Origin of the sequence: Sneathia sp. DSM 16631, assembly GCF_014892235.1 — a bacterium.
Taxonomy (GTDB): Bacteria; Fusobacteriota; Fusobacteriia; order Fusobacteriales; family Leptotrichiaceae; genus Sneathia; species Sneathia vaginalis.
In genome coordinates this window covers 190,759-207,505 of record NZ_JADBHL010000001.1, presented here as the reverse complement: position 1 = coordinate 207,505, position 16,747 = coordinate 190,759, and the positions used below count along the sequence as shown (strand labels likewise).

Genomic DNA, 16,747 nt, shown 5'->3' with positions numbered 1-16,747 from the left:
GAAAATGCAATATTGGTAGAAAATACATATGATTCTACCTTAAAATCACAACATTTTTTCATACAAACAAAAGAAAATAAAATATTACATTTAGGTTTAATAGATGCTGGTTATTCAGATATACCTGTTGAATTTGATGTAATTGATAAAAAATATCTTGAAACATTTATACAAGAAAAAACTAATAAAAGATATAAAGATACTCAAATAGTTGAACACGTTAAAAATATTTACGAATATGTAAATGATGAACTAAAATATTTTTCATTTGACACTGGAAAGCAAGAAAAACTAGACGAAGTTGCAAAGATAGATAAAAACTATGATTATCACGAAGCGTTAAATAAGAGTATTGAAGAAATAAAAAAAGAAAAGCAAACAATTGATATGTGGAGCAAATGGAAAAATAGAAGTTATGATGACGATTGGGAAAGATAATAATTAAAAGCACAATTGGAATTGAATAATTAAATTTAGTCTTGAATTTATTATACAAAATGATATAATAAATACAGAAATAAATAAGGTTTCAGAGATGTGTGTTCTCTTACTGTCAGAGCAGGTTGGAAATACTCTGAACGGACATACACACACAGTTATACTTTATCTGGGTTTGACCATAGCGGTAGTTGAATAGCTAAAAGTAAATTAAAAGACTAAATTATAAAAATAGTTTGGTCTTTTTTTGTTTTAATTTTTTTAGAAAGGAAAATAAATTATGAATAAAATAAAAGAAATATATAATTGGTACAAGCAATTTAATAATAAAGAAATTGTAATACAAACAGAAAATAAAAACTTAGGAATAAAAATAACTAATACTGCATTGCCACATTTATTAGGCTTACAATATATTGAAGAAAAAGCCACTAAATTGATTGGAACAGATTTAATTAAATTAATTAAAAATATTGATGATGACAATGTATTTTATAAAAAAATATTAAAAAATAATTTCAAAATGTTAGAAAGTGTAAAAAATAGAATAAATAATTTTGAAGAATTTATGAAAAATTTGGAAAATGCAATATTGGTAGAAAATACATATGATTCTACCTTAAAATCACAACATTTTTTCATACAAACAAAAGAAAATAAAATATTACATTTAGGTTTAATAGATGCTGGTTATTCAGATATACCTGTTGAATTTGATGTAATTGATAAAAAATATCTTGAAACATTTATACAAGAAAAAACTAATAAAAGATATAAAGATACTCAAATAGTTGAACACGTTAAAAATATTTACGAATATGTAAATGATGAACTAAAATATTTTTCATTTGACATTGAAAAGCAAGAAAAACTAGAAGAAGTTGCAAAGATAGATAAAAACTATGATTATCACGAAGCGTTAAATAAGAGTATTGAAGAAATAAAAAAAGAAAAGCAAACAATTGATATGTGGAGCAATTGGAAAAATAGAAGTTATGATGACGATTGGGAAAGATAATAATTAAAAGCACAATTAGAATTGAATAATTAAAGTTAGTCTTGAATTTATTATACAAAATGATATAATAAATACAGAAATAAATAAGGTTTCAGAGATGTGTGTTCTCTTACTGTCAGAGCAGGTTGGAAATACTCTGAACCGTCATACACACACAGTTAAACTTAATCTGGGCATACTATGGCAAGTATTTGAAAAAATGAAATGCTAAAAGTTAATAAAGACTAAATTATAAAAATAGTTTGGTCTTTTTTTGTTTTAAATTTTTTAGAAAGGAAAAAACTATGAATAAAATAAAAGAAATATATAATTGGTACAAACAATTTACTAATAAAGAAATTGTAATACAAACAGAAAATAAAAACTTAGAAATAAAAATAACTAATAGAATTGAATAATTAAATTTAGTCTTGAATTTATTAGACAAAATGATATAATAAATATAGAAATAAATAAGGTTTCAGAGATGTGTGTTCTCTTACCGAGAGTACGGGTTGGAAATATACTAGACGGACATACACACACAGTTATACTTAATCTGGGTCTTATCATAGCGATGTTAAAAGTTAAAAGTAAATTAAAAGACTAAATTATAAAAATAGTTTGGTCTTTTTTTGCTTTAAATTTTTTAGAAAGGAAAACAAACAATGAATAAAATAAAAGAAATATATAATTGGTACAAACAATTTAATAATAAAGAAATTGTAATACAAACAGAAAATAAAAACTTAGAAATAAAAATAACTAATACTGCATTGCCACATTTTACAAAATCACGATATAAAAATTATGATAATTTACCCGATAATGCTGAATATTATAGAGATAATAACAGAAAAAGAGTTAAAATCAAATAGACCAATATTTAAAACAAAAGAATAGAACTACAAAAGATATAAATAACTAGTGATAAATTCTTATCTCTAGTTATTTTTTAATTCATTAAAGTTAAAAAATATGTTAGAATAAACATGGTGATTAAAATGAATTTATATGAAAAAATAGAACCATATAACAAAGGATATTTAAAAGTTTCAGATATACATGAAATATACTTTGAAGAATGTGGTAATAAGGAAGGATTACCTATAGTATTTGTACACGGTGGTCCAGGATGTGGCAGTGGTGAAATTGCAAGACAATTTTTCAATAAAGATAAATATAGAATAATAATATTTGATCAAAGAGGATCAGGTAGATCTAAGCCTTTTGTTGAATTAAAAGAGAATACAACATTTGACTTAGTTGAAGATATGGAAAAATTAAGAAAACATTTAGGAATAGAAAAATGGATACTTTTTGGTGGAAGTTGGGGAACTACACTAAGTTTAGTTTATGCAATTAATCATAGTGATAGGGTTTCTGGAATGATACTACGAGGTATATTTTTAGCACGTAGAGAAGATGTTGATTGGCTATACTGTGGAGGAGCAGGTCAATACTTCCCTTATGAATTTGAAAAATATATATCAGTATTAAGTGAAGAAGAAAGAAAAGATATAGTAGGAAGCTATATGAAATATTTAGGTTCTAGTGATAAAGAAGTTGTTTCTAAATATGCAAAATATTGGAACGATTGGGAAAGCAGTTGCATCAGACTATATCCTATGGAACTTCCTAGTGAAGTAACAGATTATGATATAGCAGTTGCAAGACTAGAATGCCATTATTTCTATAACAATTCATTTATTCCTGAAAACTACATACTAAACAATGTAGATAAGATAAAAGATATTAAGACATTAATTTGCCATGGTAGATATGATATTGATTGTAGACCTAGTGGGGCTTATCAATTAGCTAAAAAAATGAATAATTGTAAATTAATATTTGTAGATGCTGCAGGACATTCATCATTTGAACCTAATATTGCAAAACAACTTATTGAATTTACAGATGGGTGGTGTTGATTATGACTATTAGAGAAAAGATAGATAAAATACATGAAATGGAAAAAGAAAGAGAAGTTTTAATACGTGAAAGTAAGACAGTAGAAGAAGTTGCGTTATTAAAAAAGATGCTAGAATATACAATAGATGTGTATGGGCAAGATTCAAATAGCACAATAAAGATGTTAAATGAATTAGGTGGTACATCTAAGTATATAGGAGAGTATGATACAGGAATACACGCATTAACACAAGCAAGAGGTATAATAGAAAACAAGTTTGGTAAAGAATCTATTGCTTATGCAACTACAACTTTAAATTTAGCTGAAGTATTAAGATTTAAGGGAGATATTGATAAGTTAGAAGTATTGTATAAGGAAGTTTTAGCAATATATGATAAGTATGGCATAAAGGATAGATATGAATATGCAAGTGTTTGTAATAATTTAGGACTATACTATCAAGATACAAATCAAATGGATAAGGCTATTAAATTACATTTAATAAGTCTTGAAATATTAAAAAAATTACCAGAATACAAAATTGCATTAGCAACTACGTATAATAATATGGCAATAGCATATAGAGGTTTAGGTGAAGATGAAAAGTCTGATGAATGTATTAAGACATGCCTTAGCATATATGAAAAAGAAGTAGGTAAGGGACATGCAATGTACTCAGCAGCTATTAATAATCTAGCAGTTGCTTTCTATAACCAAGGTAAATTAGAAAAAGCATTGGAATTATTTAAAAAAGTTTTATTCATATGTGAAGCATCATTTGGAAGAGGCAGCGTAAATTATGAAAAAGTAAAACAAAATGTTGATATGGTTGAAGAAACAATAGAAATGAGAAAGAAGAAATGAAGGGAATAGATTTAGCAGAAAATAATTTTTTTAATAATATTTTGCCAAAACTTAGAAAATATGATATAAAAATATCTGCAGGCCTTATAGGCTACGGGTCAGAATGTTATGGATTTGATGATGAGTATTCACATGACCATGATTATTCAGATCAACCATGTATATGGTTAAGTAGTGAAGATTATGAAAAATATGGGGATGAATTAAAAAAACTCATATATAATGAAAAGTACGAAAAGACTAAGACTGTTTGGTCTAATGACAGAAGAGGTATATTAAATGTTGATGATTACATATACAGTTTTCTTGGAAGTATAAGAGGTCCTAAAAAAGATACAGATTATTTAAATATACCAGAATATCTATTATCATCTTTTACAAATGGTAAGATATTTATTGATGAATTAGGTATAATATCAAGTGTTAGAGAAAAGGTTAAATTTTATCCTAGAGATATTAGATACAATAGAATAGCTACAAGATGTATGAATGCCTCACGTGAGGGGTTATATAACTATAACCGTTGTCTAAAGAGAAAGGAAATGGTTGCATGTAATCAAGCATTATCTAAATTTATTGAAGAGACAATAGAGCTATACTTCTTAATCCATAAGAAATATTGCCCTTACTATAAGTGGTATCATAAAATGCTTGGAACTATAGACAAGAAGGCATATGATTTCTATACAAAATTAGTAGATGTAAATACGACTAATGATGAAAAGATAAGTATTATTGAAAGTATATGTAGTGATATAATAGATAAATTAGAAGAAGAAGAAATCATAATACGTGTAAGTGATTATTTAGGATATTATGGACCTATTATTCAATCAAGAATAGATAATGATGAAATTAGAGATTTAGGTTTTTGGAGTGATAAATAATGGAAGAATTAGTAGATAAAATAGTAGAAATTGAATGGTCATATTTTACAAATCTTAAAAATACTGGAGGTAGAGCAAGTTGTCAAGATAACCGTGAAGAGTTTTTTTTAACAAGAAAAAGCCAATGGGAAAGCTTAAATGAAGATATATTAAAAAGTTATCTAGATGACTTGGAAGAATACAAGCGTAATAAAAGAAATCCTTTATTTGAAAAATATGCATATATGATGCAATATACGCATAAAGATGAATATGAAAAGATAAAAGAATATTTACCTAAAAAAAACATTGAAAATGAAGAAATAATCGATAAAATAGAAGCAATCATTATGAAATGGGAAATAGAGTTTAGTGAGAAATATCCTAAAATCTCACGTGTTGCAAGAGCAATTGATACTAATGATGAAGGAAAACTAGCTTCAATTAGAACGTACCTAAGAGGAGAACATAGTACTTATTCAGTAAAGACTAATACCCTTTACTACAATTACATAAGCTCATTAAAATATAATTTAGTTGAAGAAATTTATTCTAAAATAATATGTAAGAAAGGATTTAAAAGTTTAGATGAATTGGAAAATATTAATAATTAGTATATTTTTATCTTTTAATGCACTTGCAAATATAGGTCCATACAAAAATGTAGAGGATGTAAATGATATGTATGCTAGTTCATCAGTAAATGAAAATGCAGATAAGCTATACTTAAAATTACATGGTGTTAAGTTTAAAGATATAAAGCTAAAAGAATTAAATTTAGTAGAAAAAGATGGTAGTGTTTATGTACTAGGGACTTACTTATTAAAAGTTATGTATAACTATAAGGATGCAAAACTTCTAAGAGGAAAAACTGTATACCTATTGCACCCAGTCTTAGAAGAAGATGGTAAGTTTGCACTTCCAGATCCTAAAGAATATTTTAAATTAACAACTACATATTTTGAAAATGATATTAAAGATTTTAAATGTATAAGAAAAATTGAAAATGCAAAAAAATTAGATGATGAAACAACTACGGAATTTCATAAAATATTTGATGATAATGTAAAAGATAATAATGGTCCAAAAAAAGATGATGATGAACCCTCAGAGGTTATACTTAAAGTTTTACCATATATACAATTAGACAGTGAAGGTTATGCATATATAAAGGGAACAGATAGAAAATTAACTTCTGAATTAAATCCGATAATTGAGTACTACCCTAAAGAAAAACAATCTGTAGTAGAATATGGAGACTTTATTGACGGTGTTTTTGTACCTATAATATCAAAGATAAAAAATGGTGAAGAACAAGAATTTGGAGACTTAGTAAGTGATAAAAATGGTATTGAATATATAAAGCACACTACAATATCATATGAAAATGGTTTAGAGTATAAAAACGAAGAAATAATAGCCGAACTTAAATTTGAAGACGGAAAATTGGTAGATTGTAAGATATTACCGTAAATAGAAAGGATAGATATGTTTCAAAAATTAGAAGAAGTAGTAAAAAAATACGATGAACTAAATGCCCTATTAATGGATCCTAAGGTTATAGAAGATCCTAAAAAGTTAATGGAATACAATAAGGCATTAAACGCAATAAGCGATATTGTTGAAAAGTATAAAGAGTATAAGGCAAAGAGTGAAGAATTAGAAAATTTAAAACAAGATATTAAAGATGAAAAAGATCATGAAATGAAAGAAATAATGCAAGAAGAAATTAATTCTCTTGAAAATGAAATACCTCAAATAGAAGATTCACTAAAAATTCTTCTATTGCCTAAAGATCCTAATGATGAAAAAAATGTAATAGTAGAAATTAGAGCAGCAGCTGGTGGAGATGAAGCAGCATTATTTTCCTCAGATATCTTTAGAATGTTTACACGTTATGCAGAACGTCATAGATGGAAGACAGAAGTTTTAGATAAAAATGAAACTGGTGTTGGAGGATTAAAAGAAATTACCTTTATGATTAAAGGACAAGGTGCTTATTCAAGACTTAAATTTGAAAGTGGTGTTCACAGAGTACAAAGAGTTCCAGATACAGAATCTTCAGGTAGAATACATACATCTACAATAACTGTAGCAGTATTGCCAGAAGTTGAAGATATTACAGAAGTAGAAATTAACCCAAGTGATTTAATAATCGATACATACAGATCATCTGGTGCAGGTGGACAACACGTTAATACAACAGATTCTGCAGTTCGTATTACTCATAAACCTACAGGTATAGTAGTAACATCACAAGATGGTAGATCTCAAATAAAGAATAAAGAAGCTGCTATGAAAGTATTAGCATCAAAATTATTTAATCTTGAAAGAGAAACACAAAGAAAAGAAATAGAAAGTCAAAGAAGATCACAAGTTGGTATGGGAGATAGATCAGAAAAAATTAGAACATATAACTTCCCACAAGGAAGAGTAACTGATCATAGAATTAAACTAACATTACATAGATTAGAAGACTTTTTAGATGGAGATTTAGATGAAATGATAGATGCATTAATTGCATATAACCAAGCAGAACTACTACAAACAGTTGGAGATGAATAATGGAAACATTGTTAGAGCTTCTAAAAAAAACTGAGACATATTATACAAAAAAAGGAATAAAAAATCCCAGATTAGAAGCTGAAAAACTTTTTGCAAAGGCACTTAATTTAGATAGAATTATGCTTTATGCAAAATATGATGAAAAATTATCAAAAGAGCAAAAAGAAATAATAAAAAGATGCATGCAAGAAGATGTAAAAGAAGAAAATGAAATAAAACAATTGCTTGATAGCTCTATTGTTTACTTAAAAAAACATAATATTAATGAGGCAGCATTGATAGCAGAGTTAATTTTCTCAAATGTAATGAAAATTGATAGACTAATGCTTTTTATGAGTTATGATAAAAAAATAGATGATGATCAAAAAGAAAAAATCAGAAAAATGCTAAAAAAGATAGCAATTTATAAGTTACCCTATCAGTATATAATAAATCAACAAAATTTTTATGGAAGAGATTTTTATGTAGATAGGGGTGTATTAATACCTAGGTATGATACTGAAAATTTGGTAGAAAAAGTAATAAAAATAGCAGATAAAAACTCTATAATCCTAGATATAGGTACAGGTTCTGGAGCAATAGGTATAACTTTAGCTCTTGAATTACCTGATAGTAAAGTTCTGGCAGTAGATATATCAGAAAAAGCTATAGATGTTGCAAGAAAAAATAAGGAAGATTTAAGTGCTAAGAATGTAAAAATACTAAAATCAGATATATTTTCAAATGTAAGTTTTCATGAATTTGATGTTATTGTTTCAAATCCACCATATATTTCAAATGAAGAAATTGAGAATATAGGGCTAGATACATATATACATGAACCACATGAAGCACTATTTGCTAAATCTGATGGCTTGTATTTTTATTATAAAATAGCAAATGAAGCAAGAGAATATTTAAAAAATAACGGTATACTTGCTTTTGAGATTGGATATAAGCAAAAAGAAGCGGTATGTAAGATTTTAGAAGAATTTTCATATTGTGATATTAATACATACAAAGATTTAGATAATCATGATAGAGTGATAATATGTAGATATAGAAGGGGTTAGAAAATGGATATTGAAAGTTTTGATTTTTATTTACCGAAGGAATTAATCGCACAACATGGAGTTGAACCAAGAGATCACTCAAGATTGTTAGCATTAAATAGAAAAACTGGTAAAATAGAACACAAACATTTCTATAATTTAATAGATTACTTAAAAAAAGGAGATGTAATGGTTATTAACCGTACCAAAGTTATACCAGCTAGACTTATCGGTCATAAAGAAAATGGTGTAGTAATAGAGTGCCTATTACTTAAAAGACTGGGTCTAAATAAGTGGGAAGTACTGTTAAAACCTGCTAAAAGATTAAAAGTTGGAGATACATTAACTTTTTTAAAGGATAAGTTATCACTAACATTATTGGAAATTAAAGATGATGGTAATAGGGTAGTAGAATTTCATTATGAAGGTGTATTTGAAGCCATATTAGATGAATTAGGAGAATTACCACTACCACCATATATTAAGGAAAAATTAGAAGATAAAAATAGATATCAAACTGTCTATGCAAAAGAAGGTGAATCTGTTGCTGCACCAACAGCAGGACTACATTTTACAAAAGAATTATTAGAAAAAATAAGGGAAAAGGGTGTAATAATAGCTGAAATATATTTAACAGTAGGTCTTGGTACATTTAGACCTGTACAATGTAAAAATATTGAAGATCATGTTATGCATACTGAAGAATACGAAGTACCAAAAGAAACAGCTGAACAAGTAAATTTAGCTAAAAAAGAAGGTAGAAGAGTAGTTGCAATTGGAACAACATCTATTAGAACTTTAGAATCATCTTTAAATGAAAAAGGAGAATTAATAGCACAAAAAAGCTCAACAGGTATCTTCATATACGGAGACTATAACTTTAAAATAGTAGATGCAATAGTAACAAATTTCCACTTGCCAAAATCAACATTAGTCATGTTAATTTCAGCTTTTACAGGTAAAGAAAATTTATTCAATGCATATGATATAGCTGTAAAAGAAAAATATAGATTTTTCAGTTTAGGAGATGCAATGTATATAGGAGATAATGTATGAGAATAACATCAGGTAAATTAAAAAATCGTATTATACTTTCAAGAGAAGGTAGGGATACAAGACCTACATTAGAACGTGTTAAAGAGTCAATATTTAGCATCTTATTTGATAAAATTGAAAATGCAAACTTTTTAGACCTATATTCAGGTACAGGAAATATGAGCTTTGAAGCATTATCAAGAGGAGCTAGACGGGCAATAATGATAGAAAAAGATACAGATGCATTAAAAGTAATTATTGATAATGTACAAAGATTAGGACTTGAAGACCAATGTAGAGCATATAAGAATAATGTGTTAAGAGCAATAGAAATACTAGAGAATAAGAAGGAAAAATTTGATATCATATTTATGGATCCACCATATAGAGAAAATTTAACTAAAAAGACTGTAGAAAAAATATCTTTATGCAATATTCTTTCAGATGATGGAGTAATAATATGTGAACATGGTAAGTATGAAAAAATGGAAGATACTATAGGTGAGTATGTAAAGTCAGACGAGAGAGAATACAATAGAAAAATAGTGACATTCTATAAAAAAAGAAAGTGATAATATGGCAAAAAAAGTAACATTTGAAGAAAAATTAAAAAAACTAGAAGAAAATTTAAAAAAATTAGAAGATGCAGAAATAGGTTTAGATGAAGCAATTAAAATCTATGAAGAAAGTAAAAAAATAATTAGTGATGCTAATAAGATATTAGATGATGCTAGTGGTAAAGTTAAAAAAATTATTGATAAAAATAATGAGTATGAATTAGAAGATTTTGAGGATAAATAATGTTAGAATATTTTGAAAAAGAATTAGAAAAAAGTTTACTATACTATCAAAAAGATGATGATTTATTTCAAGCATTTAAATATTCTTTAGAATCAGGTGGTAAGAGAATTAGACCTATTCTAGTCTTACTTGTTGCAAAATCTTTAGGTAAAGACTATAGGGATATAGTTGATTTAGCTATTGCTATAGAATACATACATAACTATTCTTTAGTTCATGATGATTTACCTGGTATGGATAATGATTCATATAGAAGGGGTAAACTTACAACACATAAAAAATTTGGACATTTTGTAGGTATTTTAACAGGAGATGCACTTTTAACAGAAGCATTTAGCGTAATTGCAAGATCTAAAAAATTAGAAAATAAGGATGGTATAATAATCTGTTTAACAGAATGTATAGGAATGAAAGGTATGATATATGGACAATATCTTGATATGCTATACGAAAACAAAAAAATAGATATAAATACACTTAAACTAATACATAATAATAAGACAGGTGCTTTAATTAGAGCTTGTTTTAATTGTGTGTTAATAAATTATGGTATTCAAGATGAAAAATACTTACATATTGCTGATTTATTAGGTCTAATATATCAGTTACAAGATGATGTGTTTGACAGTGATAATAAAGAAGATAAGTCAAATTTTGTAAATATTTTAGGATATGAAAAAACTATAGAGATTTTGAATAAATATATAGATGAATTAAAAAGTATATTACCTAAAGGGACAGAATTAGAAGAGTTCATATTAAAAATATTAGGAAGGCAAAAATAATGGAATATATTACATTTAATGAATTTTTTAAATATGGATATGTTGCGATACAGACAACAAAAGAAGCAAACGATATGAAAGATCCTGAAAATTTAAAAAAAATTCTAGATAAAGTAGGTATAAATAAAAAGAATATATATGGTACACAAACACATAGTACAAATATTTTATGTATAGATAAAAACGATAAACATGAAAAGTATGATACTTCTAATATAGATGGATATATTTCTAATGATAGTTCATATACCTTAGTAACTTTTTATGCAGATTGTTTACCAATATTCTTGTTAGATCCTAAAAAAGAAGTATTTGGAGTCTTACATGGAGGTTGGAGAGGCAGTGCACATAAGATATTAGAATGTGGTGTTAAATTAATGACAGAAAAATATTTATGTGATAAAAAAGATATATTAGTTTGTTTTGGTATAGGAATATCAAAAGAAAATTATGAAATACAAAATGATACTGTAGAAATATTAAAATCTTTACTTGATTTTAATAATATGATAATATATAGAGGATTTAAAATTTATTTAGATAATATGGAGATGAATAAACAAATTGCATTAAATTGTGGTATAGATGCTAAGCACATATTTACAAATAACTATTGTACATATGATGGTAATTTCTTTTCATATAGAAGAGATAAAACAGCCAAAAGAATGGCAGCCATAATTTCAAAGAAAGGTAGTAAATGACGAATAAGGTATTTGCATTTTTCTTTACTTTGTTAATAATAGGAAGTGTTAATAATAAGCAATTAACATATAATGATATTTATACTACCATACAAAAGATTTACTATATTAAACAAAAAAAAGTTGTAAATAAAATTAAGGTAAAGTTAGATAAGTTTTATAAAAAATTCTTATGTAAGATAAGGGAAATAGTATTTACTATTTACAATTACATAGATACTTTAAACTATAATTTTAAAAATGATTTGAGAAATCTTGAATAATATTTTTTCTTTACTTTAAACAATATATAAAAGGAGAGATGAGATGTTAGAGGGAGTATTTAATAAGATGTTCGGTTTAACCGACGAAAAAATTATTAAACAAATGAGAAAAAAAGTAGCAAAAATAAATGCTGTAGAAGATACATATATAAAGTTATCAAATGAAGAATTAAAAGCAAAAACAGATGAATTTAAGAAAAGATTAGAAAATGGTGAAACACTAGATGACATATTAGTTGATGCATTTGCAACAGTAAGAGAAACAGCTAAAAGAGTTTTAGGAATGAGAGCATATGATGTTCAATTAATAGGTGGTATGATACTACATGAAGGAAAGATAGCTGAAATGAAAACTGGTGAAGGTAAAACTTTAATGTCAGCTTTTCCAGTATACTTAAATGCTTTAACAGGTAGAGGTGTTCATGTTGTAACAGTTAATGACTATCTTGCAAAAAGAGATAGAGATACAATGGGAACTATTTATTCATTCTTAGGATTAAGTTCTGGTGTAATAATTGCTAATATGGATAATAAAGATAGAAAAATAGCATATGATTGTGATATAACATATGGAACAAATAATGAATTTGGGTTTGACTATTTAAGAGACAACATGGTTCATGAAATGAACGAAAAAGTTCAAAGAGAATTTAATTATGCCATAGTCGATGAAGTAGACTCTATCTTAATTGATGAAGCAAGAACACCGTTAATAATATCTGGTGCTGCTGAAGAAACAACAGAATGGTATGATACATTCGCAACAGTTTCAACTAAATTAAAAAGAAGCTATAAAACAGAAAAGATTAAAGATAAGAAAAATACTGTAATACCAGATGAAGACTGGGAAGACTATGAAGTTGATGAAAAACAAAGAACAGTTACTATTACAGATAAGGGTATAAAAAATGTTGAACACATATTAGGTATAGAAAATCTTTATTCACCTGAATATGTAGAATTAACACATTTCTTATCTCAAGCATTAAAAGCAAAAGAACTATTCAAAAGAGATAAAGACTATATCGTAAACCAAAAAGGTGAAGTAATAATAGTTGATGAACATACAGGAAGACTAATGGAAGGTCGTAGATATTCAGATGGATTACACCAAGCAATTGAAGCAAAAGAACACTTAAAAGTTGCAGGGGAAAACCAAACATTAGCAACCGTTACATTACAAAACTACTTTAGAATGTATGATAAATTATCAGGAATGACAGGTACAGCTAAGACAGAAGAAGAAGAATTTAGACAAATATATGATTTAAAAGTTGTTGTTGTTCCAACAAATAAGCCTGTTATAAGAAAAGACTTACCAGATGTAATATATCAAACAAAAAAAGCAAAGTATAAAGCTGTTGTTAATAAGATAATAGAACTATTTGAAAAAGGACAACCAGTTTTAGTAGGTACAGCTACAATAGCACACTCTGAAGAATTATCAAGATTACTAGATAAGGCAAAGATACCACATGAAGTATTAAATGCTAAGTATCATGAAAGAGAAGCAGAAATAGTTTCACAAGCTGGAAGATACAAGTCAGTAACTATTGCAACAAATATGGCAGGACGTGGAACAGACATTAAATTAGGTGGAGATCCAGACTCATTAGCAGCTAAGGTGTTTGAAAGAGGAACACCTGAGTATATAGAAGCTCTAGCAATGTACGAAAAAGAATGTGAAGAAAATAAAAAGAAGGTACTAGAAGCAGGTGGGCTATTTATACTTGGAACAGAAAGACATGAAAGTAGAAGAATAGATAACCAATTAAGAGGACGTGCTGGACGTCAAGGAGACCCTGGTGCATCAGAATTTTATCTATCATTAGATGATGATTTAATGAGACTATTTGGTGGAGATAAATTAAAGAAAATCATGTCTATGTTAAAATTAGATGAGGATGAAGAAATCAGATCAAAACAAGTATCAAAATCAGTTGAAAATGCTCAAAAACGTGTAGAAAGTAGAAACTTTGCAACAAGAAAGAGCTTAATTGAATTTGATGATGTAAATAATAAGCAAAGAGAAATTATTTATTCTCAAAGAGATAAGATATTAAACAACGAAAATCTAAGAGACTTAATTCTAGATATGCTATATGACAACATAGGTGATATAATTGAAGATTCACAAGGAGATACTGAAGAATTAGTTGATAAACTACATAATATATATGCTTACGATCCAAGCTTTGATGTTAATGGTAAGAATGCAGATGAATTATTGGTTTCAATATATAATGATTTAGAAAAAGTATATAATAGTAAAATAGCATTATTTGGTGATGAATACTTTAAGAGAATCGAAAAATATATAATGCTTGAAGTGTTAGATAGTAAATGGAGAGACAACTTAAAAAATCTTGCTGAATTAAGAGAAGGTATTAATCTTCAATCATATGGTCAAAAAAATCCAGTAAATGAGTATAAGATTGTAAGTGCTGACGTATACAATGAAATGATACAATCAATTAAAAGAGATACAACATCATTCTTGTTACGTATAAAGCCACAAGAACCTAAGGAAGAAACACAACCCGAAGAAGAACAAGAGTTTGTTTCAAGAAGAGAAAAAAAAGCAATGAGAAATTAGATTTAAAATAGGAGATTTATTCTCCTGTTTTTTTATATGATTGATATTTTTCTGCTACTATGTTAAAATTATTAAAATAAGGAGGTGCATTATGAAAAATATAGCAGCATTTTTTGATGTTGATGGTACTATATTTAGAAATTCATTATTAATAGAACACTTTAAATTATTAATAAAAAATGGGTATCTTAGTAAAGATGCTTGGACTTCATCGGTAGAAAAGAATTTTGAAAATTGGTCTAATCGTGAGGGTGATTATGATACATATTTAGAAGATTTAGTTAATAAATATGTTGAGGGTATAAAGAATATAAGTGAAGAAGTGGTTAATAAAATTGCAGAAGAAGTAATTGAGAAAAAGTCTGATAAACTTTATAGATATGCAAAAGAATGTATAGAAGTTCACAGACAAAAAGGTCATAAACTTATACTTATATCAGGAAGTCCAGATTTCCTTGTGGAAAAAATGGCAAAAAAATTAGGCTTTGATGATTATAAAGCAACTATTTATGTCATAAACAATGGTTCATATACAGGTGAACAAATCCCTATGTGGGATAGTTATAGCAAAAATAAGGCTATAAACGAATATGTTACAAAATATGGCTTAAATTTAAATGATTGCTATTCATATGGTGATACAACAGGAGATGTATCAATGTTAAGATTAGTAGGGCACCCATATGCAATTAATCCTGCTAAAAGATTATTGGATACAATATGTGAAGATGAAGATTTAAGTAATAAAGTAACATTAATAATAGAAAGAAAGGATGTAATTTACAAATTAAATCCTAAAACTATTGAGTACAATAGATAAAAAAAATTTAGAAATGAGGTATACTAATAATGAAAGTAATGAAACTTGAAAATCATAAACCAATTGTGCCGTTATTTGCATTAAAAGTACCAGATTTTGTATATGATTTATATCAAATTTGTATAAGTAATGAAGCTTTTGAAAAGAAATTTAAGGAATATTTGAATATGAATCCTAAACGATTAATAAAGATTGTAGAAGCAGTTCAGTCAGATACAAAATCTGTATTATTAGTCGTTATATATGACAATATAGCAACAGATGGAAAAAGTTTACTAAAAAGTAAGTTAAGAACAAAAGTAAAAGATTTTAATTTTCCAGTTTTTATAGTAAATATGGACGAAAATACAAATATTGAAGATGAAATTCAAGCATTTAAAAGAGGAGGAATGTAAGATTATGAAAAAAATAATGCTAGCATTTATTGCCTTAGGATTATTCACAACATCATGTACAAGTGAAAAATTTGCAGCTGTAACAGAATCATTCTTGGGTGAAAGATTATTTAATGCAACTGAAGAACAAAAGTTTGAATCTAAAATGAAGTCATATAAATTAGAAGCAACAATAGTTACAAACAAGGGGGATATTAACCTATTTTTAAGCCCTGAATATGCACCAGAAACAGTTGCAAACTTTGTATATTTATCTAAGAGAAACTTCTATGATGATATGAAATTTCATAATGTAGTATTAAATGACCTTATACAATCTGGAGATAGTAAAGGAGATACTACAGGTACAGCAGGATATTTTATTAAAGATGAAATAACTAATGATTTAAACTTTGATATTGAAGGTGTAATTGCTATGGCAAAATCAAGAGGTAATGGTCCAGCAAGCTCACAATTCTTTATTACTCTAAAAAGAAAAGAAGAATTTGATGGTAAATACACTGTATTTGGTAGATTAAAAACTAAAAATGATATTAAAGTTGCAAAGAGTATAAGAGAAGGAGACGTTATACAAGATGTACAAATAACAGGTAGAAATGTTAATGATTTCTTGAATAACTTTAAAGAACAAACAGCAATTTGGGATATAAAATATATAGGGAGATAGGTGACAAT

The 16,747-nt window shown here is 26.9% G+C and carries 20 protein-coding genes; all 20 read left to right on the top strand.

The window, feature by feature from the left end:
• On the top strand, nt 1-438 hold a 438-nt coding region (locus IMK15_RS01015; protein WP_226869146.1), incomplete at its 5' end, for a PBECR4 domain-containing protein.
• A gap of 280 nt (nt 439-718) precedes the next feature.
• A complete protein-coding gene (locus IMK15_RS01010) occupies nt 719-1,456 on the top strand; it encodes a PBECR4 domain-containing protein (RefSeq protein WP_046328626.1) in 738 nt (245 codons plus the stop codon).
• 647 nt (nt 1,457-2,103) lie between these two features.
• Nucleotides 2,104-2,313, top strand: coding sequence for a PBECR4 domain-containing protein (locus IMK15_RS01005; RefSeq protein ID WP_046328627.1), 210 nt, complete (start codon nt 2,104-2,106; stop codon nt 2,311-2,313).
• Between the two features lie 126 nt (nt 2,314-2,439).
• A complete protein-coding gene (gene pip / locus IMK15_RS01000; protein WP_200893829.1) occupies nt 2,440-3,366 on the top strand; it encodes a prolyl aminopeptidase in 927 nt (308 codons plus the stop codon).
• Between the two features lie 2 nt (nt 3,367-3,368).
• Nucleotides 3,369-4,211: a tetratricopeptide repeat protein gene (locus tag IMK15_RS00995; protein WP_192941566.1), complete on the top strand. Its 843-nt coding sequence runs from the start codon at nt 3,369-3,371 to the stop codon at nt 4,209-4,211.
• Nucleotides 4,208-5,098, top strand: coding sequence for a DUF4037 domain-containing protein (locus IMK15_RS00990; RefSeq protein ID WP_192941565.1), 891 nt, complete (start codon nt 4,208-4,210; stop codon nt 5,096-5,098). The genes IMK15_RS00995 and IMK15_RS00990 overlap by 4 nt, the downstream gene beginning before the upstream one ends.
• Nucleotides 5,098-5,691 carry a DUF4125 family protein gene (locus IMK15_RS00985; RefSeq protein ID WP_192941564.1) on the top strand — a complete coding sequence of 198 codons (594 nt, stop codon included), beginning with the start codon at nt 5,098-5,100 and terminating at the stop codon, nt 5,689-5,691. Before IMK15_RS00990 ends, IMK15_RS00985 begins: the two co-directional genes overlap by 1 nt.
• On the top strand, nt 5,666-6,550 hold the full coding sequence (locus IMK15_RS00980) for a hypothetical protein (protein ID WP_192941563.1): 885 nt from the start codon (nt 5,666-5,668) through the stop codon (nt 6,548-6,550). Before IMK15_RS00985 ends, IMK15_RS00980 begins: the two co-directional genes overlap by 26 nt.
• Nucleotides 6,551-6,565: 15 nt before the next feature.
• Entirely contained in the window at nt 6,566-7,642 is a 1,077-nt protein-coding gene (gene prfA / locus IMK15_RS00975; RefSeq protein WP_192941562.1) for a peptide chain release factor 1, read from the top strand.
• Nucleotides 7,642-8,694, top strand: coding sequence for a peptide chain release factor N(5)-glutamine methyltransferase (gene prmC, locus IMK15_RS00970; protein ID WP_192941561.1), 1,053 nt, complete (start codon nt 7,642-7,644; stop codon nt 8,692-8,694). Before prfA ends, prmC begins: the two co-directional genes overlap by 1 nt.
• A 3-nt stretch (nt 8,695-8,697) precedes the next feature.
• Nucleotides 8,698-9,729 carry a tRNA preQ1(34) S-adenosylmethionine ribosyltransferase-isomerase QueA gene (gene queA / locus IMK15_RS00965; RefSeq protein WP_192941560.1) on the top strand — a complete coding sequence of 344 codons (1,032 nt, stop codon included), beginning with the start codon at nt 8,698-8,700 and terminating at the stop codon, nt 9,727-9,729.
• Nucleotides 9,726-10,280, top strand: coding sequence for a 16S rRNA (guanine(966)-N(2))-methyltransferase RsmD (rsmD, locus tag IMK15_RS00960; protein WP_046328636.1), 555 nt, complete (start codon nt 9,726-9,728; stop codon nt 10,278-10,280). The genes queA and rsmD overlap by 4 nt, the downstream gene beginning before the upstream one ends.
• Nucleotides 10,281-10,284: 4 nt before the next feature.
• Complete coding sequence (gene xseB / locus IMK15_RS00955) at nt 10,285-10,509, top strand: exodeoxyribonuclease VII small subunit (protein WP_192941559.1); 225 nt, start codon at nt 10,285-10,287, stop codon at nt 10,507-10,509.
• Nucleotides 10,509-11,294, top strand: a complete 786-nt coding sequence (locus tag IMK15_RS00950) for a polyprenyl synthetase family protein (protein WP_192941558.1) — start codon at nt 10,509-10,511, stop codon at nt 11,292-11,294. The genes xseB and IMK15_RS00950 overlap by 1 nt, the downstream gene beginning before the upstream one ends.
• Nucleotides 11,294-11,998: a polyphenol oxidase family protein gene (locus IMK15_RS00945; protein WP_192941557.1), complete on the top strand. Its 705-nt coding sequence runs from the start codon at nt 11,294-11,296 to the stop codon at nt 11,996-11,998. The genes IMK15_RS00950 and IMK15_RS00945 overlap by 1 nt, the downstream gene beginning before the upstream one ends.
• On the top strand, nt 11,995-12,261 hold the full coding sequence (locus tag IMK15_RS00940; RefSeq protein WP_192941556.1) for a hypothetical protein: 267 nt from the start codon (nt 11,995-11,997) through the stop codon (nt 12,259-12,261). Before IMK15_RS00945 ends, IMK15_RS00940 begins: the two co-directional genes overlap by 4 nt.
• Before the next feature lie 43 nt (nt 12,262-12,304).
• Nucleotides 12,305-14,857, top strand: coding sequence for a preprotein translocase subunit SecA (gene secA, locus IMK15_RS00935; RefSeq protein ID WP_192941555.1), 2,553 nt, complete (start codon nt 12,305-12,307; stop codon nt 14,855-14,857).
• 91 nt (nt 14,858-14,948) lie between these two features.
• On the top strand, nt 14,949-15,677 hold the full coding sequence (locus IMK15_RS00930) for an HAD family hydrolase (RefSeq protein WP_046328642.1): 729 nt from the start codon (nt 14,949-14,951) through the stop codon (nt 15,675-15,677).
• Nucleotides 15,678-15,706: 29 nt separating this feature from the next.
• Nucleotides 15,707-16,072 carry a hypothetical protein gene (locus IMK15_RS00925; protein ID WP_046328643.1) on the top strand — a complete coding sequence of 122 codons (366 nt, stop codon included), beginning with the start codon at nt 15,707-15,709 and terminating at the stop codon, nt 16,070-16,072.
• A gap of 4 nt (nt 16,073-16,076) precedes the next feature.
• Entirely contained in the window at nt 16,077-16,739 is a 663-nt protein-coding gene (locus tag IMK15_RS00920; protein WP_192941554.1) for a peptidylprolyl isomerase, read from the top strand.
• The last annotated feature ends 8 nt before the right edge of the window (nt 16,740-16,747 follow it).